Consider the following 24,265-nt stretch of genomic DNA (forward strand, 5'->3'; position numbering starts at 1 on the left):
GCAAGGGGAGTCGCACGGAGTTTGATGCCCCTTACTCGACGCATTTTTCGCACCAGAGTTGATGCCTTAAAGAAATCCTAAGAACTCTAAAAATCGGCTAAATCCGCTTGGGCACTATCCGGTCTCACAGGTATGTCGTTTCGACGCGCCACGAGAACGGAAAGTCTAATGCTGGATCCCGAAGCCAACCTGGGCACACCGCTGCTCCTGATCTGCTTTCTGCGTGCCAAGCGTTCGGGGTGTCTGGGCCGCACAGTCATATGGCTTGGGGCGGAGCATCGCCTCGCCCAGGCGACTACCCGGGTGGAAGAGGCCAGCGCCTTGCTCGACGCCATTGCGGAACAGTACACACCGTCAGCGGACATTGCTGTACGGCTATTGGCGCCGTGTTCGCCATTCTCGATGGTCGCCCGTCTTACCACTCCGGTCATGGCGGCCAAGCTGGTTGGCTGCACAACAACGATTTCCCCCAATGTGTCATAGAAAGGACCAACCCATGTCTCAACATAAATTTCCCCGTCATTCGAGGGCTCCTGCCAACCTGGGCTTCATCGCGGCCATTGTGATCTCTGTGGCGTGGACACCGTCGGCGTTTTCGCAGAGCACCGACTCTAAGGACGGTGGCGGCCAATGGTCACTGGGCCTGGGCGCCGCGGTCGTCGACAAGGCCTACCGCGACTTCGAACGCGAGGTCAAGCTTCTACCGGTCGTGTCGTACGAGAACAAATGGGTTAGCGCCTCCATCCCGACCTTCGATGTCAAGCTGTACTCGAACGACACTTTTTCGTTCCGTCTGCGTGCCCGCTGGGCAGGTGACGGCTACGAAGCGAAGGATTCCCCGGCTCTGGCCGACATGGATGAACGCAAGTCCAGCATTTGGGCAGGTGGTGCGGTCATTTGGAAGGCGGATTTCGCGAACATCTCCGGCGAAATGCTTTCCGATGCAATGGGCAATAGCAAGGGCATGCGTGCCAAAGTGCAAATTGATCGGCGCTTCGCCGCCGGAAAATTTGGCTTCACGCCTCGGCTGGCCGCGGAATGGATCAACGACAAGTACGTCGATTACTACTACGGCGTGAGGCCGTCGGAGGTCCAGGCCGGCCGTGCCTCGTATGAAGGTAAGGCCACCACGAATATGCAGGTCGGCCTGCGCACGGATTACAACTGGGCGCGCAATCAAACGGTATTCCTCGATGTCGGGGCCACGCGCTTCGGTAGTTCCGTCAAAGACAGCCCGTTGGTCAACAAGGCCAATCAGACCTCGATCGCACTCGGTTACGTCTATCGCTTCTAACGTCGCCATCCATCCAATCCGCCATAGGTACTGAATGCCTATGGCGTAGGAGATATCCGAATGAAAACTATCCAATCCCTTGTTCTCGCTGCCATCGTGCTCGGCACCAGCGCATGCGCCAGCAATGCCGCCAAGCCTCAGCCCGCGGCTGCGTTGACCGGTGATCCGGCCCCGGCGTTGATTGCGCGAAGCGATGCCATCACCGGGGCTGTCGTCGATGCTAATGCTTTTCTTGCTGACACTTCCGTCCAAGAGCTGGCGCCTAGTCGCACCATGTCCGAGTTGGCGGCACCGCCTTCGCGGCCACCCGTGTCCGATCCTTGGGAAGGCTTCAATCGCAAAATGCACGGCTTCAACAACGTGCTAGACCGGTTCGTGCTTCGCCCCGTGGCCACGGCCTACGAAAAAGTCGTTCCAGACCCGGTGCAATCGGGTGTGACACGCTTCTTTGTCAACCTGCGTCTGCCGGTCACCGCCGTCAACCAGGCGCTGCAAGGGCGGCCGACCCAAGCAGGGCAGTCGCTCGGCCGGTTCGCCGTTAACACCACGGTGGGCATCGCCGGCGTGTTTGACCCTGCAACCAGTCTAGGCGTGCCCAAATGGGAAGGCGAGGACTTCGGGCAGACGCTCGCAACCTGGGGCTGGCAGGATTCTCGCTACTTGGTAATGCCCTTGCTCGGGCCGCGTACGGTACGAGACGCCGTCGCCATCGTGGGCGACATGCCACTGTCTCCCATCGGCAAAATCGACAGCGCCAGCGTGGCCGACAAGCTACAGATCCTGCAGATGGTCGACGGCCGTACACAAATGCTGCCCATGGACCGGTTCCGCAAGGACGCGCTCGACGACTACCTGTTCGTACGTGATGCCTGGGCGCAAAGGCGCAACCGTCAGATTTACCAGGATCTGACGGTTAGCCTTGAATGACTCGGTCAGCAATGCCTGTGGCGATGGGAGCAAAGTCCTGGCCTGAAAAGCTGGGCGAGTTGTGGTGCTACGACCCACGTCTTCAACAACACAACGGCAAGAAATAGGACATCAAAACCACGGTGCGTGGCATCAGCTACCACGACCTCATTACATCCTATCGGACACTGCGTTGTTCACATCCACCACTTCTACGCCATGCGCCATCTTGATGGCTGCCGCCACCAGTCCCCCGGACATGGTTCCGCAGCGGATTAGTATCTATTTTTGTCAGCCGCCTTCAGTTGAACCGTCCCTTGCCCGCATACGCCACCAGTTCATCCACCACGTAGCGCACCCGAGGGCTGAGCTGGGCCCGCTTGGGCCACACCGCGTGGATGTCGACACCGACGCTGGAGTACGTGGGAAGCACCGCTTGCAATCGTCCGCTCTCAAGATGCTGACGCACCAAAGACAGGGCGAACTGTCCCAGTCCGAGCCCGCTGACGGCCGCGTCGACCATGGCTTCACCGTCGGTCAACTGGTGCGTCGGCGGCGGAGTGAGGCGCCTCTCGACACCGTCCTCCTGCACCACCCATACCAGTGGTGGCCCTTTCAGGGAACCGACGATGCAACGGTGCTGGCGAATGTCGGCCAGGGTGGTCGGCTCGCCCATGGCGCGCAGGTACCCGGGTGCCGCGCAGATCACCCTGTCCTGGGTCGCCAAATGCCTGGCCACCAGATGATCCGAGTCCTTCAATGCTCCGAAACGGATTGCGATGTCGACGTCGTCCTGTAGCAGATCGCTGGTCGCGTCGGTAAAGGTCAGGCTGAGGCTCAGGCCTGGATGGGGCCGTGTGATCTCGACCAGCGCAGGCAACAGCACACGGCGGCCAAATGCCACCGGCATGTCGATGTGGATGCGGCCGCTGAGCACCCGGTTGCTCGACGACAGCGCAGCCTGAGCAGCCGTGATTTCGTCCAGCGCGGACGTGCAAGCGGCCAGGTAGGCCTCTCCATCCGCCGTGAGCCGCGTCAGTCGCGTCGTGCGATGGAACAGCTTGATGCCCAGCGATTGCTCCAGGCGGGCAATGGTCTTACCCACCGACGACTTGGTCAGCCCGATGCGGTCTGCCGCCTGGGTGAAGTTATCAGCACGGGCCGCAGCCACAAAAACAGCCACGCCCCAGAAGGGATCAGGCACCTCGGGTGTATCCATAATTTCTACTCAATAGATATTTTAATTACGCAGTTGTCCATATTTTCTACTCTACCATGGCATCAGTGATCGCCATGGCAACCGTTCTTGGCGACGCTTAACACCGAAGGAGTTCCCCATGCCTGTAGTTCGCGTTAGCTGGTTCGAAGGTAAAGACCACGACCAAAAGGCCAAAGTGGCCGCCGAAATCACCGAAAGCATCGTGCGCAACACAGCGACCGATCCCGCCTACATCTACGTCATCTTTGAAGATGTCAAAGCGTCAGACTGGGCCGGTGCGGGCAAGTTGTACGGTGAAGCAACCACAAGCTAACAGCAACCGTCGGCGGCTTCAGCCGCTGGTGCTCGGCGCCAATCAAGGTAATCAACATGCGTAAGACCCTCCGCGCCATCGGCGCTTCTGTGTTCCTGGCTGTCCTCTCGAATTGGGTAGCAGCTGCACCCGCGATCTCCGTGCTGGGACGTGATTTCACGTTCCCTACTGCGATTGACGGCATGCCGCAAAAGCTCTCGGACTTCCAAGGACTACAAATCAACACGTTCACGACCAACGACGGTGTGAAGCTTTCCTACTGGGAAGCAGGCCAGGGCAAGCCTCTGATCTTTGTACCTGGCTGGTCGGCGAACGGGGCGCAGTACATCAACATCCTGTACCTGCTGGCGCGTCACTACCATGTCTACGTGCTGGACCCGCGCAACCAAGGGCTGTCGCAAAAAGTCGATTTCGGCAACCGGATTGCGCGCCATGCGATGGACCTGCGCCAATTCGGCGAGCATCTTAGCGTCCCGTCTGCGGCCTACGTCGGACATTCGATGGGGGCCGCTATTTTGTGGAGCTACATCGACCTTTTTGGCACCTCGGCGATGAGTAAGGTGGCCTTTGTCGATGAGCCCATCAGTATTTACGCGCACTCGGACTGGTCGGAGCAGGAGCGCCAGGATGCCGGTGGTACCACCACATCGCCTGAGCGCATGGTTGCCGCCTTCACCACGGGCGGCCCGGTGAACGCCCTAGTGACCGACCTGAAGGTGTTCCAGCGTGCGCAACTCACCGATTCACCCTACTACCGCAACTCGGAGGCCTTCGCCTCGGCTTTCATCAAGAACGACCCGGCAGCACTGGCCCGGGTTCTGTTCAACCACACGGTCAACGACTGGCGCGATGTGGTACGCCGCAAGATCAACATTCCCTCGGCGATCTTCTCCGGCGAGCAAAGCAACAACCTGCCCAGCCAGCGGTGGGCGCAGTCGGTGGTGCCCGGCGCAACGCTTTTTTCTTACACGACAGAAGAACAAGGCGACCACTTCCTGATGTTCAAGAACCCACTGAAGTTCAAGCAAGACCTGCAGTTGTTCCTGGCGCGCTGATCTTTATCCTGCCACCCACTCAACACGAAAATCAAAATGACAGTCTTTTCTGAACTCATTAAGAGCCGGACATCCGCCAACAACTACGACTCCGTCCGCAAACTTGCGAGCGACGAGATCACCCAACTGATCGCGTTGGCGACGCACGCGCCATCGGCATTCAACTTCCAGAATTGGAAGTTTGTAGCGGTACACAGCGATGCCGCCAAGGCGCGTCTCTTGCCACTGGCTTTCAATCAGCCGAAGGTGACTGACGCTGCCGTTACGTTCATCGTGTGCGGCACCCTGGAGCCCCACCTGGCTTTACCCGCAACACTCAAGCCCTCGCTCGACGCCGGCATCATTGATGAACCCACCTATAAAGGTTGGATTGGTGCAGCAAACAGCATGTACCAAGAGAACGCCACGCTCCAACGCGATGAAGCGGTGCGCTCAGCAGCCATGGCGGCTATGACCCTGATGTTGGCAGCACAAAGCCACGGATTAGTGTCCTGCCCCATGATCGGGTTCGACCAGGCAGGCGTTGCCGCAGAGTTTGGGCTGCATGCCACCGACGTACCCGTGATGCTTGTCACGGTCGGGTATGCGGCGAAAGCCAATTGGCCGCAGAAGCCGCGCAAGGCCGTGGCCGAAGTTCTGTCTTTTGCATGATGCAGACGCTGCCTGGATAGATGCACTCTGAACGCCCGGGCCACCAGAATGGCTTCGCAGTTCACGGTACGCCTGGCGCGCTCCCGCTAGTCTGATCAGGCGGCCCAGGGCGGCACCTGCAACGCCTCTACCAAAAAATCCACCAGCCGCCGCACCTTCAGCGGTAACTGCTTGCGCGTGGCATACACCGCGAAAATGCCCAGCTCTACCGCCTTGAACTGCGGCATCAGCTCGACCAGTGCGCCGCTGCGCAGATCGGCGTAGACCAGAAAGTCGGGCTGCATCACGATGCCCTGGTCGGCCAGCGCGGCAGCGCGGCAAGTGTCTCCGTTATTGGCGTGGATGCGCGAATGCGTGCGCACCGATACCTCGCCCCTCTCGCCCTGAAAGCTCCACACGTCGCCCGATGACCAATAGGTGTAAGACACCACGTCGTGCTGCGCCAGCGCGTGGGGATGCGTGGGCGTGCCACGCTGCGCTAGGTAACGCGGCGACGCACACAGCACCATGCGTGTGCGGGCCAGCGGGCGGCTGACCAGGCTCGAATCGGGCAAACGCGCGATGCGGATCACTAGGTCGTAGCCTTCCTCCACCAAGTCCACTACCCGGTCCGACAAGACGATATCCAGGCTGACCTGCGGGTTCTGCGCCGCAAAGCGGCCCCACAGCGCGGCCAGGTGCAGCGCGCCAAACGTCTGCGGCGCACCGATGCGCAAACGCCCCTGGGCCTGCACAGTGCTGGACGCCACCTCGGCCTCGGCCTCCTGCACGGCCTGCAGCACCTCCTTGCAGCGTTGGTAATAGGCCTGGCCTTCGCTGGTCAGCGATAGGCGGCGCGTGGTGCGCTGCAGCAGCCGCGTGCCCAGGTGCGCCTCCAGATCGCTGACCTGGCGCGACACGGCGGGCTTGGACAGCGCCGTAGCGTCCATCGCGCCCACGAAGCTGCCAGCCTCGACCACAGCCGTAAAGGTCTTCATTGCTTGTAATACATCCATAGTCTCGATTATCAGAACAAATTGAATCACCAACTAATATTTATCTCTCCAATCAATCCTAATACAGTCCATTCCACGCCAGCAAACCTGTCGGCGAATGGGCAACAAGCCACCTCACACCACCAAAGGAAAGCATCATGAACATCACCATCGTAGGCGCCGGAAACATGGGCGCAGGTTTCGTCAAACAACTGACCGCCGTCGGCCACAAGGTCACCGTGACGGCTCGCGATCTGGCCAAGGCCCAGGCCGTGGCCGGCGCCCACACCGGCGCCTCGGTTGCCGCGCCAGCCGAGGCTCTCGGCGACGCGCAAGTCGTCATCCTGGCCACCGGCTACGCCGATGCCGTGCCGGCGCTGCAAGGTCTGGGTTCGCTGGAAGGCCGCATCGTGGTCGACATCACCAACCCGCTGACGGCCGACTACATGGGCCTGACGCTGGGTTTCGACACCTCGGCCGCCGAAGAGATCGCCAAGGCCCTGCCCGGCGCACTGGTGGTCAAGGCCTTCAACACCGTGCTGGCCCAGGTGCTGGCCGAAGGCCCTGCCTTTGCCGACGGCCAGATCGTGCCCGTGTTCTACGCCGGAGACGACGAGCGGGCCAAGCAGACCGTGCGCGCTCTGGTCGAGAGCATCGGCTTCACCCCCGTTGATGCCGGTGGCCTGAAAAACGCACGTTACCTGGAACCGGTGGCCGGCCTGAACATTTACTTCGCCTACGGCGCTGGCCAGGGCACGCAGATCGCACCGACCTGGATTCGCCGCGCCTGAAGACCATTTACCCACATCGAGAAAACATCATGCACAAACTGACCCGTATCACCGCCGCCCTCGCCCTCGCGGGTGCCGCCACACTGACCCTCGCACAAGAGCGCGCGGCCGACATCGTGAGCCCGATCACCGACAAGGCCTTGGCCACGAGGATTAGCCCGGCGGACGCCCGTAAGGCTGGCCGCGCGGCTTATGAGAAGCCCACGCCCGACAACAGCATCATGCTGTTCATCGACCACCAGGTCGGCCTGATGGCCAGCGTGCGTGACTTCGCACAGGCCTCGGGCTACAAGGCCAACGTGGTAGCGCTGGCACAGATGGCCAAGGCGCTGAAGATTCCCGTGCTGCTGTCCTCGTCGAATGCCCAGTGGCAGAACGGTGACCTGCTGCCCGAGTTGAAGGACACCTTCAAGGACCAGCCGATCTACCGCCGCACCGGCATCATCAACGCCTACGAAGACCCGAGCTTTCGCAAGGCGCTCGAAGACCTAGTGGCCAAGACGGGCCGCAAGCACATCATCATCTCGGGCGTGACCCTGGGCACCTGCGTGACCTTGCCGACGCTGGCGATGGTCAACGACGGCTATGTCGTGCACCCGGTGGTCGATGCGTCGGGCGCCTGGAGCAAGTACGAAGCCGAGGCCGCGATGCAGCGCATGAGCGCAGCTGGCGCGCAGCTCAACACCGTATACGCGCTGGGTGCGGAGCTACAGGCCGACTGGAAGCTGCCGTCCGCCAATGACATGCTGCCGCCGTTCATCAACGGCCTGCCCGAATACGGCTGGATCGTGCAGCAGTTCTGGAACAACGCCGATCCGACGAAGCGGCCAGTGAAGGACCCGTTCGGTCTCGTCAAGTAAGCAGCCGACTTACCGCGCCGCAGGGCGCGGGAACCAGATCAAGGAGCACAATCACGAAGATTTCTGCCCTGTTCGTTGTTAGTGCCACTCCAAAACTGACCAGCCGGTGGTCAGGATTGGATTGCCTCTAACACGCACTGCGGGCAGTGGAGGCGTAGTCGCGTCCACTCCCAGTCGCGACGTTCGCTGGCATGAACCCTGCCAGGATGAGAATACTTCAACCCTCTGGCGAATTGACCGGTTTCTTAAGTACCCGAGGTGGGCCGGCTTTCAAAATATGGCAACAATGCCTGCGCCGCCTGAATTCTCAGGTGCAGTTCTATGCTTGTGTCACCCATGACGTCGAGCAAAAACCGTTTTGGATCAAGACTGTCTACAGAAGGTGCTTCAGCAGTCGCGCCCTGCTCTCCGCTACGGACACCACCGTCGGTAGTTGCCGACGTCATATCCGATGTGGCGGTTTTGGCGGCACTGTCGAGCTGGGCCAAGCGCATTTGAAAATCTGCCGCCTTGATACTCACCAAGCGAGACAGAACATCGGCTTGGGCATCAGGGCTGGGACAGATGTCGAGCCAGGGCTCATCAGAGAACACCGCGGCCAAGTCAGGTGCAACGTAGGCAGACCAACGACCTGTTTCATCCCTCAAACCAGGCACTACTCTGGCTTGTCTGATATGTCCAACGGCAGCCGTATCCACAGCAGGCATGATGCCAATGCGTCCGAGGGCAATATGGCCCAAGTAGCGCAGGCGGAGAGATTCAAGAAAGCGCCTTGCATCAACGGCAGGCACGGGCTCCAAAAGTGAGAACCAGAGTTGGTAACCGTCGGAGCCGGAAATAGCGATGGCCGGTGCAGGCAGCTCCAAATCGGCCTGAACCCCTCGCCAAACTGTCGATAGAGCATTCCAGTCCGCAGGCCGAGCAAGTTCCAGCACCATCGCCCGCACGCCCCCTTCGGGGCTTACCAAGCCGACTTCTTCGGCATCAGAGCCATCATCCGTTGGGTGACCAAAGAGGTATAGGCGACGCAATTCAGCTTGCAGTCTGTTCATGGCTGGAAATTGACAATGACTTGTCACAAAGGACCAACTTTACTTGATAGAAACACCACAGGCTAACTGGCCGGCCAACACGGACTCGCAACTGAAGAAGGCGGCTGCGCCGCGAGTGATGCAGTTCGGTTGCCTCGGACGTTAGGCCGCAATGCACCCATGCAGACTCTCACAAACAGCGACTGGATTGCCCTGACGCGTTTGCCGAGCTTGACGTAGAGCTCGACGGCTCGAATTCTGTCTTCGTAGGAATACATGGACTACCTCCTGATAGTCCAAGTTTTTGTCCGCATCCCCTTGCGGGTCAGGTTTGCGTGGAAATCAACAGGCACTGGCGCCGAACAGCTGGTACAGCGGCTCTGGGCCACCTTGTCCTTGATGTCCTAAAGCGCCATGTCCACGCCCGAGATGGCGGCGGATAGATTTATGCAAGGGACGCTGGATCGGTAGCACGGTGTGTAATGCAGCAACCATACGACTCAAGATGGAGCCAAGAGATGCCCAGCAATCGCTGTCGCGGCTGAGCGTGTCTCCACCCCGAGCTTCTCAAATATGTGCTCAAGATGTTTGTTCACCGTGCGCGGACTCATACCCAGGATATCGGCAATATCGCGATTGGTTTTACCTTTGGCCAACCACGACAGCACCTCGGTTTCACGCGGGGTCAGCGGTACATCCGGCTGACGCAACACGGTATCTGCCGGCACCACACGCAACAGCAACATGGCTTCAGAAAAGCCACTTTGCCCCATGTGGCGCGCCACCAGACGACGACCGCCTGGCAGCGCTGCAAATACCTCGCCGCTCCCCTGGGTGGACTGCAACCAGGCGGAGCCCTGCTCAGCCGCGTCGGCACCAAACGCACTGTCGAGCCAGCGTGTGGCCTGCGGTGAACGCCAGGCGACGCGGCCCTGCCCATCTAGTACCACGGCGCCCATACCCGCCACATCCACCGCCTCACGCGCCAGCCGTGTGGCCTGGGCGTTGCGCACATGGGTTGCCAGGCGCGCCAATACCTCGGGAATGCGCAACGGCTTGACCACGTAGTCCACGCCGCCACTGGCAAACCCCTGCAGAATCTGCTCGGTTTCTGACAAGCCCGTCATGAACACCACCGGCACATGCGACCAGGGCGGCGTGGCCTTCAACTGCAGACACAACGCAAAGCCGTCCATGCCCGGCATCACCGCATCGAGCAGCACTCCGTCGGGTACAGCGATCTCGAAGCGCTGCAGCGCTTCTTCCGCATCGCGCGCCACCAGCACCGCATACCCCTCTGCAGCCAGTGCATCGCACAGCATACGCAAGGTATCGAGCGCATCATCCACAACCAGGATTACCCGGCGTGCAGAGAGTGCTGTTGGGTCAGGGGGTTGGGTCATGTTCAGGTTCTCGGAGATGGTGGACCAGGGCCTGGAAGTCAAAGCGGTCGGCACAGGCCTGCAGCAGATGCAAAGTAGCCGCGTGCGCGGGCCACGCAGCATGGGCCTGCCGCAACAGATCCCGCAAAGCGGTCGCCTGTCCCTGGTGCGCCAAGCGAACAAGGTCTTCGCGCAGCGGTTCTGGCAGCACCGTGAGCGTGCCGCCTTCGGTACTGCGCAGCAGGGGCGAAGTCAACAGCGACAAAGGCGTGTTGTCTCGCACCCACTCTAGTTGCAGTGCCCGCTCCAGCGCATCCAGCAGCTCGGATTCAATAACGGGTTTACCCACAAAGCCTTGGGATTCCAGTGCCGCCAGCCGCTCGGGGTTCTGGTCAAATAAATTGGCGGATACAAAAACAATGGGCAGGCTTGCAGCAGGCCGCAACCCACGCAGCATTTCGGCGGTCTGCCAACCATCCAGGTCGTCCATGGTGATGTCCAGCAACACCAGGTCGGGCGGATCGTTTTGCACAATCTCCAGGCATTCACGGCCACTGGCAGCCTCGCGTACGGTGAAACCCATGGGCACTAGCAGTCCGGCCAGCAACTGGCGCTGCAGCGGCTGGTCGTCCACCACCAGCAGCGTGCGGCGTGGTGCGATGTAGCCAATCACAGGGCGCAATGCCGCAGCACGCAAAGGTGGCCGCGTCGGGTCGGGTGGAATACCTGGTAGGTAGAGCCGCACGGTAAATATGCTGCCTTGGCCAGGCGTGCTGGTCAGCGTGAGTTCGCCGCCCATCAATTGGGTCAGCAGATGGGTGATTGTCAACCCCAGGCCGGTACCCGTCTCACTGGCACGGCGCCCCGCACTGCCGCGCTCAAACGGCAGAAAGATGCGCTCCTGGTCTTGCGGTGCAATGCCGATGCCGGTGTCTATCACCTCGATACGCGAAACATGCTGGCGAAAGTCGATGCGCAGCCGCACCTCACCCTGGGTAGTGAAGCGTACCGCATTGGCTAGCAGATTGATCAGAATCTGCCGCAGGCGCTTGGCATCGGCCCGAATCCACTCCGGCGCCGAGCCCTCCACCTGCACGGTAAAGCGCAGGCCTTTGGCCTCGGCTTGCGGACGCAACATGCCCTCCACATCGGCCAGCAACTCTGCCAATGGCAGCGGTGCCGGGTCCAGCCGCAAACGGCCAGCCTCAATGCGGGCCAGCTCCAAAGAACCGTCAATCAGCGCGTGCATATGCTGGCCGCTGTGCTGCATGGTGGCAAGGGTTTCGCGCATCCAGCTGTCGGTTTGCGGATTCTTCAGCAGAATCTGGGTGTAGCCAAGAATGCTGTTGAGCGGCGAACGTAGCTCATGCGTCATACCGGCCACGTAACGGGTCTTGGCCAGGCTGGCCGACTCGGCCTGGTCCTTGGCTGCCTGCAGCTCTGCATCGGTACGGCGGTGGGCGTCGATTTCGTGCAGCAGCAACTGGGTTTGCCGCTCGGACTCGTCTTGCGCCATGCGGCGGCTATCGGTGCTAAGCACCACCCACCACGCGCACACCGCAGCCATCAAGGCCAGCAGCGCAAACACCTTGAAGAAGGGCATACGCAAAAACTGCGCGGGTGTGGCCAGACTCTCCTGCACATACACCACCCCCACCAGAAAAGCCATCGCCGCACACAGCGAGACCATCACCACCAGATACTGGCCAAGACGGAAGTTCACCTTGAGTGCCCACTGGGGCGGCAACACGCGCGCAGCCACAGCACGCAGTTGCTCAGATGCACGCGAGCCGGTCTTGCAGCGGTCGTGGCAGCGCGATTCCAGCGAACAGCACAGCGAGCAAATAGGGGCACCATAGGCCGGACAGCGGGCCATGTCCTCCGATTCAAACTGGTTCTCGCACACCGTGCAGCGCACACTCTCACCGGGCTGCCAATCGGTATCCGGCGAACGCGCCAGGTAGTAGCGCCCGCCCGTAGCCCAGGCCAGCAGCGGTGCCAGCGCCATCGACACCGCCAGGGCGATAAAAGGCGAGAATGCCGCCGCCGTCTCGCCCAGCAGGCCCGCGTAGGCACAGCACGCCACCAAGGCAGCCAACAGCATGGCGCCCAGGCCTACGGGATTGAAGTCGTACAGATGGGCGCGCCGAAATTCAATGCCCGGTGGGCTCAGGCCCAGCGGCTTGTTGATCACCAGGTCGGCCACCAGCGCGCCTACCCAGGCAATTGCCACATTGCTGTAGACCGCCAGCACTTTCTCCAATGCACCAAAAACGCCCAGCGTCATCAGTAGCAAGGCGATGCCAACGTTGAATACCAGCCATACCACCCGGCCCGGATGGCTGCGCGTGATCCGTGCAAAAAAGTTGGACCAGGCTAGCGAGCCGGCATAGGCATTGGTGATATTGATCTTGATCTGCGACACCACGACGAAGACCACCGTCATGGCTACCGCCAAGCTAGGCTGGCCCACAGCCTGGGTAAAGCCGGCCAGGAACATCTGGGTGGGTTCGGCAGCGCGCTGCACACCGACCTCGAACTGCAGTGCCGCAAACGCCAAGAACGCACCGCCCGCCATTTTCAGCATGCCCATGACGATCCAGCCCGGGCCAGCCACCAGCACAGCACCCCACCAGCGCAGCCGATTGGCGGAAGTACGCTGGGGCAGGAAACGCAAGAAATCCACCTGCTCGCCGATCTGCACCACCAGCGAAAAAATCACTGCGGTGGCGGCACCGAACATCAAGGGATTGAAGCTGCTGCTACCACTGCTCAAGCCCGACAGCCCTGCAAAGTCGCGGTACAGCTGGGGCTTGGAAATCGCGATCCACACAAAAGGCAGCAGCAGTAAAAAAAGCCACAAGGGCTGGGTCCAGGCCTGCAGCTTAGAGATCAAAGTGATGCCGCGCATAGCCAGCGGCAAAACCACCAGGGACGACAGCACGTAACACCACTCCAGCGGCCAGTCGACCACCATTTGCAAGGCCAGCGCCATGATGGCGGCTTCCAGCGCGAAGAAGATGAAAGTGAACACCGCATAGATCAACGAGGTGATGGTCGAACCCAGATAGCCAAAGCCCGCACCGCGCGTCAGCAGATCCATGTCCAGGCCATAACGGGCCGCGTAGTATGCAATCGGCAGCCCGGTGAGAAAGATCACCAGGCCTACGGTAAGAATGGCCCACATGGCATTGCTAAAGCCGTAGTTCAGCGCGATGGCCCCGCCAATCGCCTCCAGCGCCAAGAAAGACAGCGAGCCAAACGCGGTATTGGCCACACGGAACTCGCTCCAGCGCCTAAAGCTCTTGGGCGTGTAGCGCAGCGCGTAATCCTCCATCGTCTCATCGGCCACCCAGGCGTTGTACTCGCGGCGAAAGCGAAAAATCGTTTGCTGCGCAACCTGTGGACTGGGAGGGGGTATGGACGACATGCCATAGACGCATGCAAGAAACGTTCTAAGCCTGTCTACGTTAATTGACGTATGGGACGGAATGAGGGTTGTCCCTAGGATCCGTTTCAGCCCGGCACAGGCCCTTCACCTATGCCGAACTAACAACGATCACCCTCAACCCGCCTGCTGCAAGGAGCGCCTTCATGAAGCACCATTCCGACGCCAACGTCTCTTCCCTTCCCACCACAGACGCAGGCCGCCGCCGCATGCTGCAGGCACTGGGCGCTGCATCCATCGCCGGTGTACCTGGTTGGGCCATGGCCCAGCCGACAGCCTCGGTCAACACCACCAAGTTGGCGGTGACCGATACCGAAGTGACCGTGGGTCAGCTGCACTCGGCCACCGGCACCATGGCGATCTCGGAGACAGGCTCGATCCAGGCCGAACAGCTCGCCATCGACCAAATCAACGCCATGGGCGGCATCCTGGGCCGCAAGATCAAGGTGATCAAGGAAGACGGTGCATCCGATTGGCCCACCTTCGCCGAAAAATCCAAGAAGCTACTGATCAACGACCACTGTGCCGCCGTGTTCGGCTGCTGGACTTCGGCCTCGCGCAAAGCCGTGCTACCCGTATTCGAGAAAGAAAATGGCTTGCTCTACTACCCCACCTTCTACGAAGGCCTGGAACAGTCAAAGAACGTCATTTACACCGGCCAGGAAGCCACCCAGCAAATTCTGTACAGCCTGGACTGGGCGAAAAATGAGAAGAAAGCCAAGACCTTCTTCCTGATCGGCTCCGACTACATCTGGCCGCGCACCTCGATGAAGATCGCACGCAAGCACGTAGAAGCCTTCCAAAAGGGCAAGATCGTCGGCGAGGAGTACTACCCATTGGGCAGCACCAACTTCGGTTCGTTGATGAACAAAATCAAGCTGCAAAAGCCCGACTGCATTTTTGCCGCGGTGGTGGGTGGCTCGAATGTAGCTTTCTACAAAGCCCTCAAGGCCGCAGGCATCACCGGTGACAAGCAACTGCTGGTCACACTGGCGGTAACCGAGGACGAAATGACTGGTGTAGGTGGTGAGAACTTCGCCGGCTTCTATTCCTCAATGAAATACTTCCAGTCGCTCGATAACGAAAATAACAAGAAGTTCGTTGCTGCCTTCAAAGCCAAGTATGGCCCCAACTCGGTAATTGGCGACGTTACGCAAGCGGGCTACCTCGGCCCCTGGCTGTGGAAGGCCGCGGTTGAAAAGGCGAAGAGCTTTGACGTGGACAAGGTCGTCGCCGCATCCCCTGGTATCGAGCTCAAAACTGCACCCGAAGGCTATGTAAAGCTGGACGCCAACCACCACCTGTGGAGCAAGTCGCGCATTGCCATGGGCATGCCGGATGCCAGCTTCAAAGTGGTGTCCGAGTCCCCCGAGCTGATCAAACCCGATCCGTTCCCCAAAGGCTACCAGTAACGCTAAGCACGCCCCTGGCTTTCCGCCAGGGGGCAGACCTGACATCCCTTACGCCCTGCATTGATTCTTGCTTGTTCTGGAGTACGCCCTATGTCTTTTTCTGACCTGCTGAACATCGGCCTGATGCAGGGCTTTGCAGGCCTGAGCCTGTTTGCCGTACTGCTCCTGATGGGTCTGGGCCTGGCGATTATTTTTGGCCAGATGGGTGTCATCAACATGGCACATGGCGAGTTCATGACCATCGGGGCGTACACCATCTACCTGGGCTCCGAGTTGGCGGCCACCCACGCCCCGCAACTGCTGCCTTACTACTTTCCGCTGGCCATCATCGCCGCCTTCGGCTTTGCCTTTGTGGCTGGCTGGCTGGTGGAATGGGCACTGATCCGCCACCTCTACAAGCGCCCACTCGACACCCTGCTGGCCACGTGGGGCGTCAGTCTGGCACTGCAGCAGATGTTCCGCACCTTTATCGGCCCCAAAGAAGTCAGCCCCACCCTGCCCGACTGGCTGCTAGGCTCCTGGGCGCCATCGGTGGGTCTGGACATTCCGATCAACGGTCTATTCGTGCTCGGACTCACCGCCGTGATGACCGGTGGGGTGCTGCTGGCCCTGCATAAAAGCCGCTGGGGTCTGCGGGTGCGTGCCACCGTCAGCAACCGCACCATGGCCAACGCCATCGGCATCAATACCCAGAAGACCGACCGCTTGACCTTCGCCATCGGTTGCGGCATTGCCGGTGTGGCGGGTGCCGCCTTCACCACCATCGGCTCCACCGGGCCTACCTCGGGTTCGCTCTATATCGTGGATGCATTCCTGGTCGTGACCTTTGGCGGTGCCGCCAGCCTGCTGGGCACCGTGGTGTCGGCCTTCAGCATTGCCCAGACGCAATCCATTACCGAGTTCTTCCTGGCCGGGTCCATGGCCAAAGTCATCACGCTATCGCTCATCGTACTGATCTTGATGGTGCGCCCACAAGGCTTGTTCGCCAGCAAAGTCCGCCGCTGATCCCCCTCGGAGAAACTTCCCATGAATGCCTTTAAAGCCTGGATCCTGCGCTACCAGCTTGCCAGCCTGATGCTGCTGGTCGTGCTGCTCGCGGTAGTGCTGCCACTGACGCTCGACATCTTCCGCCTCAACCTGGTGGGCAAATACCTCACCTATGCCTTTGTGGCGATCGGCCTGGTGATGGTCTGGGGCTACGGCGGCGTGCTGAGCCTGGGACAAGGCGTGTTCTTTGGCCTGGGCGGTTATGCCATGGCCATGTTCCTCAAGCTCGAAGCATCTGACCCGATCAGCACCAAGATCCAGTCCACCCCCGGCATTCCCGACTTCATGGACTGGAACCAGATCACCGCACTGCCCGTGTTCTGGGCGCCGTTCAAAAGTCTGCCGTTTGCACTGGCCGCCGTTGTGCTGGTACCCATGCTGCTGGCCTGGATTGTGAGTTTTGCGATGTTCAAGCGGCGCGTTGGCGGCGTCTACTTTGCCATCATCACCCAGGCCGTTGCGTTGATACTGACCGTGCTGATCATTGGCCAACAGGGCTATACCGGCGGCGTCAACGGCATGACCGACCTGAAAACCGTTTTGGGCTGGGACACCCGCACCGACAGCGCCAAATACATCCTCTACTACGTCTGCGTTGCCTTGTTGGTGGCAGGAATTTTGCTGTGCCGCTGGGTACAGACCAGCAAACTAGGCACCCTGCTGCTGGCCATGCGCGACAAGGAAGACCGGGTGCGCTTCTCGGGCTACGACGTAGCCAACTTCAAGATATTCACCTTCTGCCTGGCGGCAGGCCTGTCGGGCATAGGCGGTGCGCTGTTCTCGCTGCAAGTGGGATTCATGTCGCCCAGCTTTGTCGGCATCGTGCCGTCTATCGAGATGGTGATCTATGCCGCTGTGGGCGGGCGCATGAGCCTGGTGGGTGCGGTCTACGGCACTTTGCTGGTGAATGCCGGCAAGACCTTTTTCTCGGAGAGCTTCCCCGACCTCTGGCTGTTTCTGATGGCCGGGCTGTTCATCGGCGTGACCATGGCCTTCCCGATGGGATTGGCGGGCCTGTGGGAGAGTCACATCGTGCCCTGGTGGACCGGCCGCCGCGAGGCGCTACGCCGCGCCGCCGTGCCTGCCAAGCGCCCGGCTGACGCAGCTACCACGGCAGTGGTAGACCCGGTACTGCCCGATGGCGTACGCAGCCAAAACGTCTGAAGCCAAGGAAACAACACCATGAGCAATACCGACTTTGCCCTGGCGGTAGAAGACCTGACCGTCTCCTTTGACGGCTTCAAAGCCATAGACGCGCTGACCCTGTATGTAGACAAGAAGGAGATGCGCGTGATCATCGGCCCCAACGGGGCGGGCAAGACCACCCTGCTGGACCTGATCTGCGGCAAAACCCAGGCCAGCGCGGGCAGCATCAAATTCAAGAACACCGAACTCACCAAGCTGGCCGAACACAAGCGCGTACGGCTAGGCATTGGCCGTAAGTTCCAGACACCGTCAATCTACGAAAACCTGTCAGTGTTCCAGAACCTGGAGGTGTCGTTTCCCGCCGGCCGCTCGGTGTTCGGCGCACTGGCCTTCCAATGCACCGACGAGGTCAAAGCCAGAGTGCAAGAAGTGGCCACCGACATCCATCTGGCCGACCGCCTCGATACCGAGGCCGGCCTGCTCAGCCACGGCCAGAAGCAATGGCTGGAAATCGGCATGCTGCTGATGCAGGAGCCCGAGCTGCTGCTACTGGACGAGCCAATCGCCGGCATGAGCGCCCGCGAGCGCGAGCTGACAGCCGAGCTGCTGCAACGTATCTGCGCCAACCGCGCGGTCATCGTGATCGAACATGACATGGAGTTCGTCAAGCGCATCGCCCACAAGGTCACCGTCATGCACCAAGGAAAGATCCTGGCCGAGGGGCCGATGGAGCAAGTCCAGGCCGACCCGAAGGTCATCGACGTTTACCTCGGCCACTAAAGGAACACCATGCTGCAAGTCAAAGACCTGTTTGTCGCCTACGGGCAAAGCGAAGCGCTGCACGGCATCTCGTTCGAGGGCCGGGCCAACGAAACGGTGGCCATCATGGGCCGCAACGGCATGGGCAAGACCACGTTGTTCAAAAGCCTGATGGGCATCCTGCCGCTGAAGAGCGGAAGCATCAGCGTGGCCGGGCAGGATATCTCCACAGACGCAAGTTATGTGCGGGTAGCCAAAGGCATTGCCTACGTGCCCCAGGGCCGCATGGTCTTCCCCACGCTGACAGTCGAAGAAAACATCCAGACCGGCCTGGAGAATGCCGTGCACAAACGCATTCCCGACGAGATTTACGCGCTGTTCCCCGTGCTGTGGGACATGCGCAGGCGCAAGGGCGGCAACCTGTCTGGCGGGCAACAGCAGCAGTTGGCAATTGCCCGTGCGCTGGTCACCGACCCCAAGGTGCTGCTGCTCGACGAGCCCACCGAAGGCATCCAGCCGTCCATCATTAAGGACATCGCCAAGGCCCTGAACGAGATCCGCAAGATGCGCAAGATCACCATCATCGTGTCGGAGCAGGTGCTGTCTTTTGCCATGGACGTGGCCGACCGGCTGTTCGTCATCGAAGGTGGGCAACTGGTGCACGCAACCGCCCGCGCCGACACCGACCAGCAGCGCATCAAAGCCTATTTGTCGGTCTGATTTTTCCGTTTCATTTTCCCCTGCTATCCACCCAAACCCAGGAGCACGCCATGGCCGATACCCTCATAAAAGTTGATCTGAACCAGTCCCCGTACGACAACCCGCACATACACAACCGCTGGCACCCGGACATTCCGATGGCCGTGTGGGTCGAACCCGGTGCCGAATTCAAACTGGAAACCTACGACTGGACCGGCGGTGCCATAAAGAACAACGACAGCGCCGACGACGTGCGCGATGTGGACCTATCCACGGTGCACTTCCTGTCCGGCCCCATCGGCATAAAAGGTGCCGAACCCGGCGACCTGCTGGTGGTAGACCTGCTGGACATCGGCGCCCGCGACGACAGCCTGTGGGGCTTCAACGGATTCTTCTCCAAGAAGAATGGCGGCGGCTTCCTGACCGAGCACTACCCGCTGGCGCAAAAATCGATCTGGGACTTCCACGGCATGTTCACCAACAGCCGCCACATCCCGGGCGTGAACTTCGCCGGCCTGATCCACCCCGGCCTGATCGGCTGCCTGCCCGACCAGAAGATGCTGGATGCCTGGAACGCCCGCGAGGCCGAGCTCATCGCCACCGATCCGCTGAGGGTTCCCGGCCTGGCCAATCCGCCCTCGCCCGGCACCGCCCACATGGGCAAACTGCAAGGCGAAGCCAGGGCCAAGGCAGCCGCCGAAGGCGCGCGCACCGTGCCACCGCGCGAACACGGCGGCAACTGCGATATCAAAGACCTGTCACGCGGCTCCAAGGTCTACTTCCCGGTGTATGTGGAAGGCGCGGGCTTGTCGGTCGGCGACCTGCACTTCAGCCAGGGCGACGGTGAAATCACCTTCTGCGGCGCCATCGAGATGGCCGGCTGGGTGCATATGAAGGTCAGCCTGATCAAGGGCGGCATGGCCAAGTACGGCATCAAGAATCCGATCTTCAAACCCAGTCCCATCACCCCCAACTACAAGGACTACCTGATCTTCGAAGGCATCTCGGTGGACGAGGCCGGCAAACAACATTACCTGGACGTAACCGTCGCCTACCGCCAGGCCTGCCTGAACGCCATCGAGTACCTGAAAAAGTTTGGCTACAGCGGCGCACAGGCCTACTCCATCCTCGGAACCGCACCGGTGCAAGGCCATATCAGTGGTGTGGTGGACGTACCCAATGCCTGCGCCACGCTGTGGTTACCCACGGAGATTTTCGACTTCGACATCAACCCCACTGCTGCAGGTCCGATCAAGATGCTCGACGGCAGCATCGACATGCCGATCTCGCAGGACAAGTAGCCGCCATGCCCACCTACGACTATGCCTGTAGCGCTTGCGGTGGGTTCGATGCGATCCGCAGCCTGGCCGACCGCAACGAACCCTGTGCTTGCCCGGAATGCGGTAGCGCCGCCCCCCGTGTATTTGCCCACGCGCCACGCCTGGCCTGCACCACCTCGGAGCAGCGCCGTGCGTTCGACACCAATGAGCGGGCCCAGCATGCCCCGCGCTCGTCACGCGATGGCGCAGGCAGCTATGGCCGCCTGGGCCACCCTTCAAGTTGTGGCTGTTGCGGCACCAGCAAGAAGCGCGGCAGCACCGTCACCGCAGCCAACGGCGCCAAAGCCTTCCCCAGCAAACGGCCCTGGATGATCAGCCACTGAACAGGAGCACCCCATGGTCCACGGAGATATCTCCAGCAGCAACGACACGGTTGGCGTAGCCGTCGTCAATTACAAGATGCCGCGCCTGCACAGCACCGCCGAGGTGCTGGACAACGTGCGCAAGATTGCCACCATGCTGGTCGGCATGAAGAAGGGTCTGCCCGGCATGGACCTGGTGATATTCCCCGAGTACAGCACCCACGGCATCATGTACGACACCCAGGAAATGATGGACACCGCAGTCACCATTCCCGGTGCCGAAACGGCCATCTTTGCCGAGGCCTGCCGCCAGGCCAAGGTCTGGGGCGTGTTCTCGCTCACCGGCGAGCGGCACGAAGAGCACCCGCACAAGGTGCCCTACAACACGCTGATTCTGATGAACGACCAGGGCGAGATCGTGCAAAAGTACCGCAAGATCATGCCCTGGACACCGATCGAAGGCTGGTACCCCGGCAACACCACGTTTGTGAGCGAAGGCCCCAAGGGCCTCAAGATCAGCCTGATCATCTGCGACGACGGCAACTACCCCGAAATCTGGCGCGACTGTGCCATGAAAGGCGCGGAATTGATCGTGCGCTGCCAGGGCTATATGTACCCTGCCAAGGAGCAGCAAATCCTCATCAGCAAAGCCATGGCCTTTGCCAACAACACCTATGTGGCCGTGGCCAATGCGGCAGGCTTTGACGGTGTCTACAGCTACTTTGGCCACTCGGCGCTGATCGGCTTTGATGGCCGCACGCTGGGCGAATGCGGGGAGGAAGAATATGGCGTGCAGTACGCCGCGCTGTCCACCCGCCTGATCCGAGACTTCCGCAAAAACGGCCAGTCGGAAAACCATCTGTTCAAGCTGCTGCACCGCGGCTATACCGGCATCATGAATTCAGGCGATGGTGACAAAGGAGTGGCCACCTGTCCGTTTGATTTTTACACCCGCTGGGTCAACGACCCGGATGGTGCCCGCCAAGCCGTGGAAGCCATCACCCGTCCCTCCGCAGGCACAGAAGAATGCCCTATCGAAGGAATTCCACACGCGTGACGCTAATACTCTCCGCATGAGGGGTGGCAGAAATCTTGGCCTGATTTATGCCACTCCCGCGGGCATTCGGTTGGCCTTCGATTTCCGGCTCATCTAGTCAAACAGGCATCCGCAGCGACGAGCTTGGAGTAAAACACTGCCACGTCGCGCAAAACCTGGTCTTCCAAATCCTCGACACTGATTATGCGGTTGCAAACGTGACTGTTGTTGGCCAATATTTTGCGGCGTCAAACCTCAATCTGAAATATATCTAGGTCGTGCGTTAACAGCCATGAGTCACAAACCAGTCTTTCAAAAATGCCACGCAAACCGAAACCTTATGTGGAGTCAGACGCCGTTCAGGGTACATGGCGTACAGCACCAGCGGCGGACGCTCCACATCAGTGAATAGTGCTACCAGCGCCCCCATGTCGATCTCGGGCTGAGCGACAAAGCTGGGCAACACCGCGATCCCCAGATTCGCCATGACCAAGCGCTTCAAAAACTGCGTGTTGTTAGCGCGCATGCGCGGCGTAAGCGCAATATGTGTCTGACCTCCCCAGCGCAATGGCCAACGGGCTCCCGCCGAGGCGTAGGCATATGCAAAACAGGCATGCTGTGTCAGTTCGTCCGGCGATACAGGATGGCCGTGGCGCGCAAGATAGGCAGGGGTTGCGCATACGTGCAGAGCAAACGCAGCGATGCGCTGCGCGGTGTAGCTGGAGTCCTTAGGGTCGGTGGTGGCACGTAAGCCAAGGTCGAAACCATCGGCGCGCAAATCAATATGTCGGTCGCCCAGCTCCACATCCATATCCACCTGCGGGTGCGCCGCAGCAAAGTCGGCTAGCGCCGCCCCTAGATCCGCCAAACCCAATGCCATCGGCACGTTCAAGCGCAATCGACCTGATGCGGCAGTAGCCAAGCCCGAGGCTTCGGCATCGGCCTCTTCGACATCGAGCAATACAGCGCGCGCTCGCTCGATATAGCGCACACCAGCTTCGGTCAAGGACACGCGACGCGTCGTTCGGTGTACGAGCCGTACTCCCAACGAGGTCTCCAACTGATTAATCGCCTTGCTGGCTGCCGACGGCGACATGCCCAGCTCGGCAGCAGCTGCAGAAAAACTGCCCAGTTCAATCAATCGGATGAACAAGCGAAAAGTGTCAAATCGATCCATGGAAGCCGTCTTATTGTTTCTCTGGGGTGCAGTATCTATGCATTTTTACCCAATTTATCTATTTCTTTGTTCTGAATATCGTTGCATCTTGTTTTACTTTTCCCGTTGCAACATGCTTCATCACCTACTCCGTGCCACTGCTTTCACCGTGGCCTCTTTAGTTCTATCCCAGGCCACCCACGCTAGCGAAGGCCCGCAACTCGAGCGCTGGCGCTCCTATGCCGGTGTCACCTGGGAACAGCCAAAAGACAGCCAGCTACCCGCGCCCTTCGCTGCCTCGGTCAGCGCACCGATTGCCGGGTTGCACTTCGACGCCCGTGGTACCGCCTATGTCAGCACACCGCGTCTCGTGGCACCTGGTGCACCGGCAACGCTCAGTCGGCTAAACACTGCCGTAAAGGCAGGGCCGGCTCAACTCACAGCGTTTCCGTCGATAGAACGCAATGCCGTGGACGGTCCGCCGGAGCTGAGCCTACGCAACGTGCTCGGCTTTTATGTAGACCAGCACAATGGTTGGCTTTGGGCCTTGGATATGGGGTTTGTCGCTGGCGAATCAGAGGCTCCCAAAGGTGCCCAAAAAGTGCTGGTGCTGGATCTAGCATCGGGGCGAACCGTAAAAAGCTTTTCGTTGGACAGCGTGGCGGACCGCGCCGGCAGCTTTCTCAACGACATTGCCGTGGACGAGCGTCGGCGCATGGCCTACATCGCTGACAGCGGTATGCGCAGCGCTCCACACAACCAGGTCGGTTTAATCGTGCTCGATTTCGATTCCGGCAAGGTCCGCCGGGTGCTAGACCGTCACGCTAAGCTGCAGGTCGAAGCAGGTGTACACGTTGTGTCCCACGGAGCCGAAGTCTGGCCGGGCCAGCCCTTGTTGATCGGCATCAATGGCATCGCTCTGGCACCCACTGGCGATACGCTGTACTGGACGGTAACCACCGGCAGGCATGCGTATGCGCTATCCACGGCTCTGCTGCGCCAGCCCGGCGCAAGCGAAGCGCAGATCGCAGCCCAGATCGTGAACCTGGGCGCGGTAGGAGGCAATACCGATGGCATCGTAACCAACGCGCTTGGCAACCTGTTCATCACCGATGTCAGCCGCAATGGAATCGTGCAATACCAGCCCAGCACGGGGAAGATGTCGCTGCTGGCTGCCGACGATGGAGTATTCTGGCCCGATACACCGGCCATCGGCCCAGACGGAGATTTGTTCTTTACCTCCAGTGCCTTGAACCAGCATTTCGCTGGAAAGGTAAAGAGTGGCGACGAACGCTATGAGATCTGGCGGCTACAGCTGAAACGGTAAAAACTGTACTTCTCGCCAGCGTTGTTTACGGCGCTCGAGTGAAGGCGATCACCGGAAGTCCATCTAGATAGATGTACATACACTACAAGCTATCTTCCATTGGGCTTCCAAATACAG

23 protein-coding genes are annotated in these 24,265 nt (G+C 60.2%); 17 read left to right on the forward strand and 6 right to left on the reverse strand.

All coding sequences use genetic code 11. The annotated features are described in order from the left end of the window. Window positions 1-168: 168 nt before the first annotated feature. From BLT66_RS06370 to BLT66_RS06380, 3 genes are read left to right on the forward strand one after another with little or no spacing between them, the layout of a single operon-like run. Complete coding sequence (locus BLT66_RS06370; RefSeq protein ID WP_092756743.1) at window positions 169-483, forward strand: hypothetical protein; 315 nt, start codon at window positions 169-171, stop codon at window positions 481-483. 13 nt (window positions 484-496) lie between these two features. Beyond that, window positions 497-1,294, forward strand: coding sequence for a MipA/OmpV family protein (locus BLT66_RS06375; protein WP_092756744.1), 798 nt, complete (start codon window positions 497-499; stop codon window positions 1,292-1,294). Between the two features lie 60 nt (window positions 1,295-1,354). Beyond that, window positions 1,355-2,221, forward strand: coding sequence for an MlaA family lipoprotein (locus BLT66_RS06380; protein WP_092756745.1), 867 nt, complete (start codon window positions 1,355-1,357; stop codon window positions 2,219-2,221). A 280-nt stretch (window positions 2,222-2,501) separates the two neighbouring features. On the opposite strand, the gene BLT66_RS06385 is transcribed toward BLT66_RS06380, so the two are convergent. After that, window positions 2,502-3,419 carry a LysR family transcriptional regulator gene (locus BLT66_RS06385; protein ID WP_092756746.1) on the reverse strand — a complete coding sequence of 306 codons (918 nt, stop codon included), beginning with the start codon at window positions 3,417-3,419 and terminating at the stop codon, window positions 2,502-2,504. Window positions 3,420-3,537: 118 nt separating this feature from the next. On the opposite strand from BLT66_RS06385, the gene BLT66_RS06390 reads away from it, so the two are divergent. The 3 genes from BLT66_RS06390 to BLT66_RS06400 are packed head-to-tail and all read left to right on the forward strand — an operon-like array spanning window position 3,538 to window position 5,438. Further along, the gene (locus BLT66_RS06390) at window positions 3,538-3,732 is read left to right on the forward strand and encodes a tautomerase family protein (protein WP_092756747.1); all 195 of its coding nucleotides are present in this window, start codon (window positions 3,538-3,540) and stop codon (window positions 3,730-3,732) included. A gap of 56 nt (window positions 3,733-3,788) precedes the next feature. Beyond that, complete coding sequence (locus BLT66_RS06395; RefSeq protein WP_092756748.1) at window positions 3,789-4,787, forward strand: alpha/beta fold hydrolase; 999 nt, start codon at window positions 3,789-3,791, stop codon at window positions 4,785-4,787. A gap of 36 nt (window positions 4,788-4,823) precedes the next feature. Then, window positions 4,824-5,438 (forward strand): nitroreductase family protein, encoded by a 615-nt coding sequence (locus BLT66_RS06400; protein ID WP_092756749.1) that lies wholly within the window; start codon window positions 4,824-4,826, stop codon window positions 5,436-5,438. Window positions 5,439-5,533: 95 nt separating this feature from the next. Here BLT66_RS06400 and BLT66_RS06405 read toward each other — a convergent pair whose 3' ends face one another. Further along, window positions 5,534-6,433, reverse strand: a complete 900-nt coding sequence (locus tag BLT66_RS06405; RefSeq protein ID WP_092756750.1) for a LysR family transcriptional regulator — start codon at window positions 6,431-6,433, stop codon at window positions 5,534-5,536. Window positions 6,434-6,570: 137 nt separating this feature from the next. Here BLT66_RS06405 and BLT66_RS06410 point away from each other — a divergent pair, with 137 nt between their 5' ends. Together BLT66_RS06410 and BLT66_RS06415 are read left to right on the forward strand one after the other, a co-directional pair. Further along, on the forward strand, window positions 6,571-7,203 hold the full coding sequence (locus BLT66_RS06410) for an NADPH-dependent F420 reductase (protein ID WP_092756751.1): 633 nt from the start codon (window positions 6,571-6,573) through the stop codon (window positions 7,201-7,203). Window positions 7,204-7,232: 29 nt separating this feature from the next. Beyond that, window positions 7,233-8,063 carry an isochorismatase family protein gene (locus BLT66_RS06415; protein WP_092756752.1) on the forward strand — a complete coding sequence of 277 codons (831 nt, stop codon included), beginning with the start codon at window positions 7,233-7,235 and terminating at the stop codon, window positions 8,061-8,063. A gap of 245 nt (window positions 8,064-8,308) precedes the next feature. On the opposite strand, the gene BLT66_RS06420 is transcribed toward BLT66_RS06415, so the two are convergent. From BLT66_RS06420 to BLT66_RS06430, 3 genes are all read right to left on the reverse strand, one after another. Continuing rightward, window positions 8,309-9,115, reverse strand: coding sequence for a hypothetical protein (locus BLT66_RS06420; protein ID WP_092756753.1), 807 nt, complete (start codon window positions 9,113-9,115; stop codon window positions 8,309-8,311). A 479-nt stretch (window positions 9,116-9,594) separates the two neighbouring features. Then, the gene (locus BLT66_RS06425) at window positions 9,595-10,497 is read right to left on the reverse strand and encodes a response regulator transcription factor (RefSeq protein WP_092756754.1); all 903 of its coding nucleotides are present in this window, start codon (window positions 10,495-10,497) and stop codon (window positions 9,595-9,597) included. Next, window positions 10,481-13,906, reverse strand: coding sequence for a hybrid sensor histidine kinase/response regulator (locus BLT66_RS06430; protein WP_092756755.1), 3,426 nt, complete (start codon window positions 13,904-13,906; stop codon window positions 10,481-10,483). Before BLT66_RS06430 ends, BLT66_RS06425 begins: the two co-directional genes overlap by 17 nt. A 164-nt stretch (window positions 13,907-14,070) precedes the next feature. On the opposite strand from BLT66_RS06430, the gene urtA reads away from it, so the two are divergent. The 8 genes from urtA (at window position 14,071) to BLT66_RS06470 (ending at window position 21,686) form a co-directional block, all read left to right on the forward strand. Then, entirely contained in the window at window positions 14,071-15,336 is a 1,266-nt protein-coding gene (gene urtA / locus BLT66_RS06435; protein ID WP_092756756.1) for an urea ABC transporter substrate-binding protein, read from the forward strand. A 90-nt stretch (window positions 15,337-15,426) separates the two neighbouring features. Beyond that, the gene (gene urtB / locus BLT66_RS06440; protein ID WP_092756757.1) at window positions 15,427-16,341 is read left to right on the forward strand and encodes an urea ABC transporter permease subunit UrtB; all 915 of its coding nucleotides are present in this window, start codon (window positions 15,427-15,429) and stop codon (window positions 16,339-16,341) included. 21 nt (window positions 16,342-16,362) lie between these two features. Then, window positions 16,363-17,547 carry an urea ABC transporter permease subunit UrtC gene (gene urtC / locus BLT66_RS06445; RefSeq protein WP_092756758.1) on the forward strand — a complete coding sequence of 395 codons (1,185 nt, stop codon included), beginning with the start codon at window positions 16,363-16,365 and terminating at the stop codon, window positions 17,545-17,547. An 18-nt stretch (window positions 17,548-17,565) separates the two neighbouring features. Continuing rightward, window positions 17,566-18,309, forward strand: coding sequence for an urea ABC transporter ATP-binding protein UrtD (gene urtD / locus BLT66_RS06450; RefSeq protein WP_092756759.1), 744 nt, complete (start codon window positions 17,566-17,568; stop codon window positions 18,307-18,309). A 9-nt stretch (window positions 18,310-18,318) separates the two neighbouring features. Then, window positions 18,319-19,008, forward strand: a complete 690-nt coding sequence (gene urtE, locus BLT66_RS06455) for an urea ABC transporter ATP-binding subunit UrtE (RefSeq protein ID WP_092756760.1) — start codon at window positions 18,319-18,321, stop codon at window positions 19,006-19,008. A gap of 50 nt (window positions 19,009-19,058) precedes the next feature. Then, window positions 19,059-20,288, forward strand: a complete 1,230-nt coding sequence (fmdA, locus tag BLT66_RS06460) for a formamidase (RefSeq protein ID WP_092756761.1) — start codon at window positions 19,059-19,061, stop codon at window positions 20,286-20,288. A gap of 5 nt (window positions 20,289-20,293) precedes the next feature. Continuing rightward, window positions 20,294-20,650, forward strand: coding sequence for a zinc ribbon domain-containing protein (locus BLT66_RS06465; RefSeq protein WP_092756762.1), 357 nt, complete (start codon window positions 20,294-20,296; stop codon window positions 20,648-20,650). Window positions 20,651-20,663: 13 nt separating this feature from the next. After that, entirely contained in the window at window positions 20,664-21,686 is a 1,023-nt protein-coding gene (locus tag BLT66_RS06470; protein WP_092756763.1) for an aliphatic amidase, read from the forward strand. 262 nt (window positions 21,687-21,948) lie between these two features. Here the strand turns inward: BLT66_RS06470 and BLT66_RS06475 are convergent, their stop codons facing one another. After that, window positions 21,949-22,842: a LysR family transcriptional regulator gene (locus tag BLT66_RS06475; RefSeq protein WP_092756764.1), complete on the reverse strand. Its 894-nt coding sequence runs from the start codon at window positions 22,840-22,842 to the stop codon at window positions 21,949-21,951. Here BLT66_RS06475 and BLT66_RS06480 point away from each other — a divergent pair. Further along, a complete protein-coding gene (locus BLT66_RS06480; RefSeq protein WP_369821577.1) occupies window positions 22,841-24,148 on the forward strand; it encodes an L-dopachrome tautomerase-related protein in 1,308 nt (435 codons plus the stop codon). The genes BLT66_RS06475 and BLT66_RS06480 overlap by 2 nt on opposite strands. The last annotated feature ends 117 nt before the right edge of the window (window positions 24,149-24,265 follow it).

This window comes from Rhodoferax sp. OV413, from assembly GCF_900104385.1.
GTDB lineage: Bacteria > Pseudomonadota > Gammaproteobacteria > Burkholderiales > Burkholderiaceae_C > Rhodoferax_B.

Bases quoted from the DNA above. Each gene is read 5' to 3' on its own strand.
- BLT66_RS06470 (WP_092756763.1), top strand. From the start codon at position 20,664: ATGGTCCACGGAGATATCTCCAGCAGCAACGACACGGTTGGCGTAGCC.
- BLT66_RS06480 (WP_369821577.1), top strand. From the start codon at position 22,841: ATGGAAGCCGTCTTATTGTTTCTCTGGGGTGCAGTATCTATGCATTTT.
- BLT66_RS06475 (WP_092756764.1), bottom strand. From the start codon at position 22,842: ATGGATCGATTTGACACTTTTCGCTTGTTCATCCGATTGATTGAACTG.
- BLT66_RS06390 (WP_092756747.1), top strand. From the start codon at position 3,538: ATGCCTGTAGTTCGCGTTAGCTGGTTCGAAGGTAAAGACCACGACCAA.
- BLT66_RS06380 (WP_092756745.1), top strand. From the start codon at position 1,355: ATGAAAACTATCCAATCCCTTGTTCTCGCTGCCATCGTGCTCGGCACC.
- BLT66_RS06420 (WP_092756753.1), bottom strand. From the start codon at position 9,115: ATGAACAGACTGCAAGCTGAATTGCGTCGCCTATACCTCTTTGGTCAC.
- BLT66_RS06425 (WP_092756754.1), bottom strand. From the start codon at position 10,497: ATGACCCAACCCCCTGACCCAACAGCACTCTCTGCACGCCGGGTAATC.
- BLT66_RS06465 (WP_092756762.1), top strand. From the start codon at position 20,294: ATGCCCACCTACGACTATGCCTGTAGCGCTTGCGGTGGGTTCGATGCG.
- BLT66_RS06395 (WP_092756748.1), top strand. From the start codon at position 3,789: ATGCGTAAGACCCTCCGCGCCATCGGCGCTTCTGTGTTCCTGGCTGTC.
- BLT66_RS06370 (WP_092756743.1), top strand. From the start codon at position 169: ATGCTGGATCCCGAAGCCAACCTGGGCACACCGCTGCTCCTGATCTGC.
- urtD (WP_092756759.1), top strand. From the start codon at position 17,566: ATGAGCAATACCGACTTTGCCCTGGCGGTAGAAGACCTGACCGTCTCC.
- urtB (WP_092756757.1), top strand. From the start codon at position 15,427: ATGTCTTTTTCTGACCTGCTGAACATCGGCCTGATGCAGGGCTTTGCA.
- BLT66_RS06415 (WP_092756752.1), top strand. From the start codon at position 7,233: ATGCACAAACTGACCCGTATCACCGCCGCCCTCGCCCTCGCGGGTGCC.
- BLT66_RS06430 (WP_092756755.1), bottom strand. From the start codon at position 13,906: ATGTCGTCCATACCCCCTCCCAGTCCACAGGTTGCGCAGCAAACGATT.
- BLT66_RS06410 (WP_092756751.1), top strand. From the start codon at position 6,571: ATGAACATCACCATCGTAGGCGCCGGAAACATGGGCGCAGGTTTCGTC.
- urtC (WP_092756758.1), top strand. From the start codon at position 16,363: ATGAATGCCTTTAAAGCCTGGATCCTGCGCTACCAGCTTGCCAGCCTG.
- urtA (WP_092756756.1), top strand. From the start codon at position 14,071: ATGAAGCACCATTCCGACGCCAACGTCTCTTCCCTTCCCACCACAGAC.
- BLT66_RS06405 (WP_092756750.1), bottom strand. From the start codon at position 6,433: ATGGATGTATTACAAGCAATGAAGACCTTTACGGCTGTGGTCGAGGCT.
- BLT66_RS06400 (WP_092756749.1), top strand. From the start codon at position 4,824: ATGACAGTCTTTTCTGAACTCATTAAGAGCCGGACATCCGCCAACAAC.
- BLT66_RS06385 (WP_092756746.1), bottom strand. From the start codon at position 3,419: ATGGATACACCCGAGGTGCCTGATCCCTTCTGGGGCGTGGCTGTTTTT.
- fmdA (WP_092756761.1), top strand. From the start codon at position 19,059: ATGGCCGATACCCTCATAAAAGTTGATCTGAACCAGTCCCCGTACGAC.
- BLT66_RS06375 (WP_092756744.1), top strand. From the start codon at position 497: ATGTCTCAACATAAATTTCCCCGTCATTCGAGGGCTCCTGCCAACCTG.
- urtE (WP_092756760.1), top strand. From the start codon at position 18,319: ATGCTGCAAGTCAAAGACCTGTTTGTCGCCTACGGGCAAAGCGAAGCG.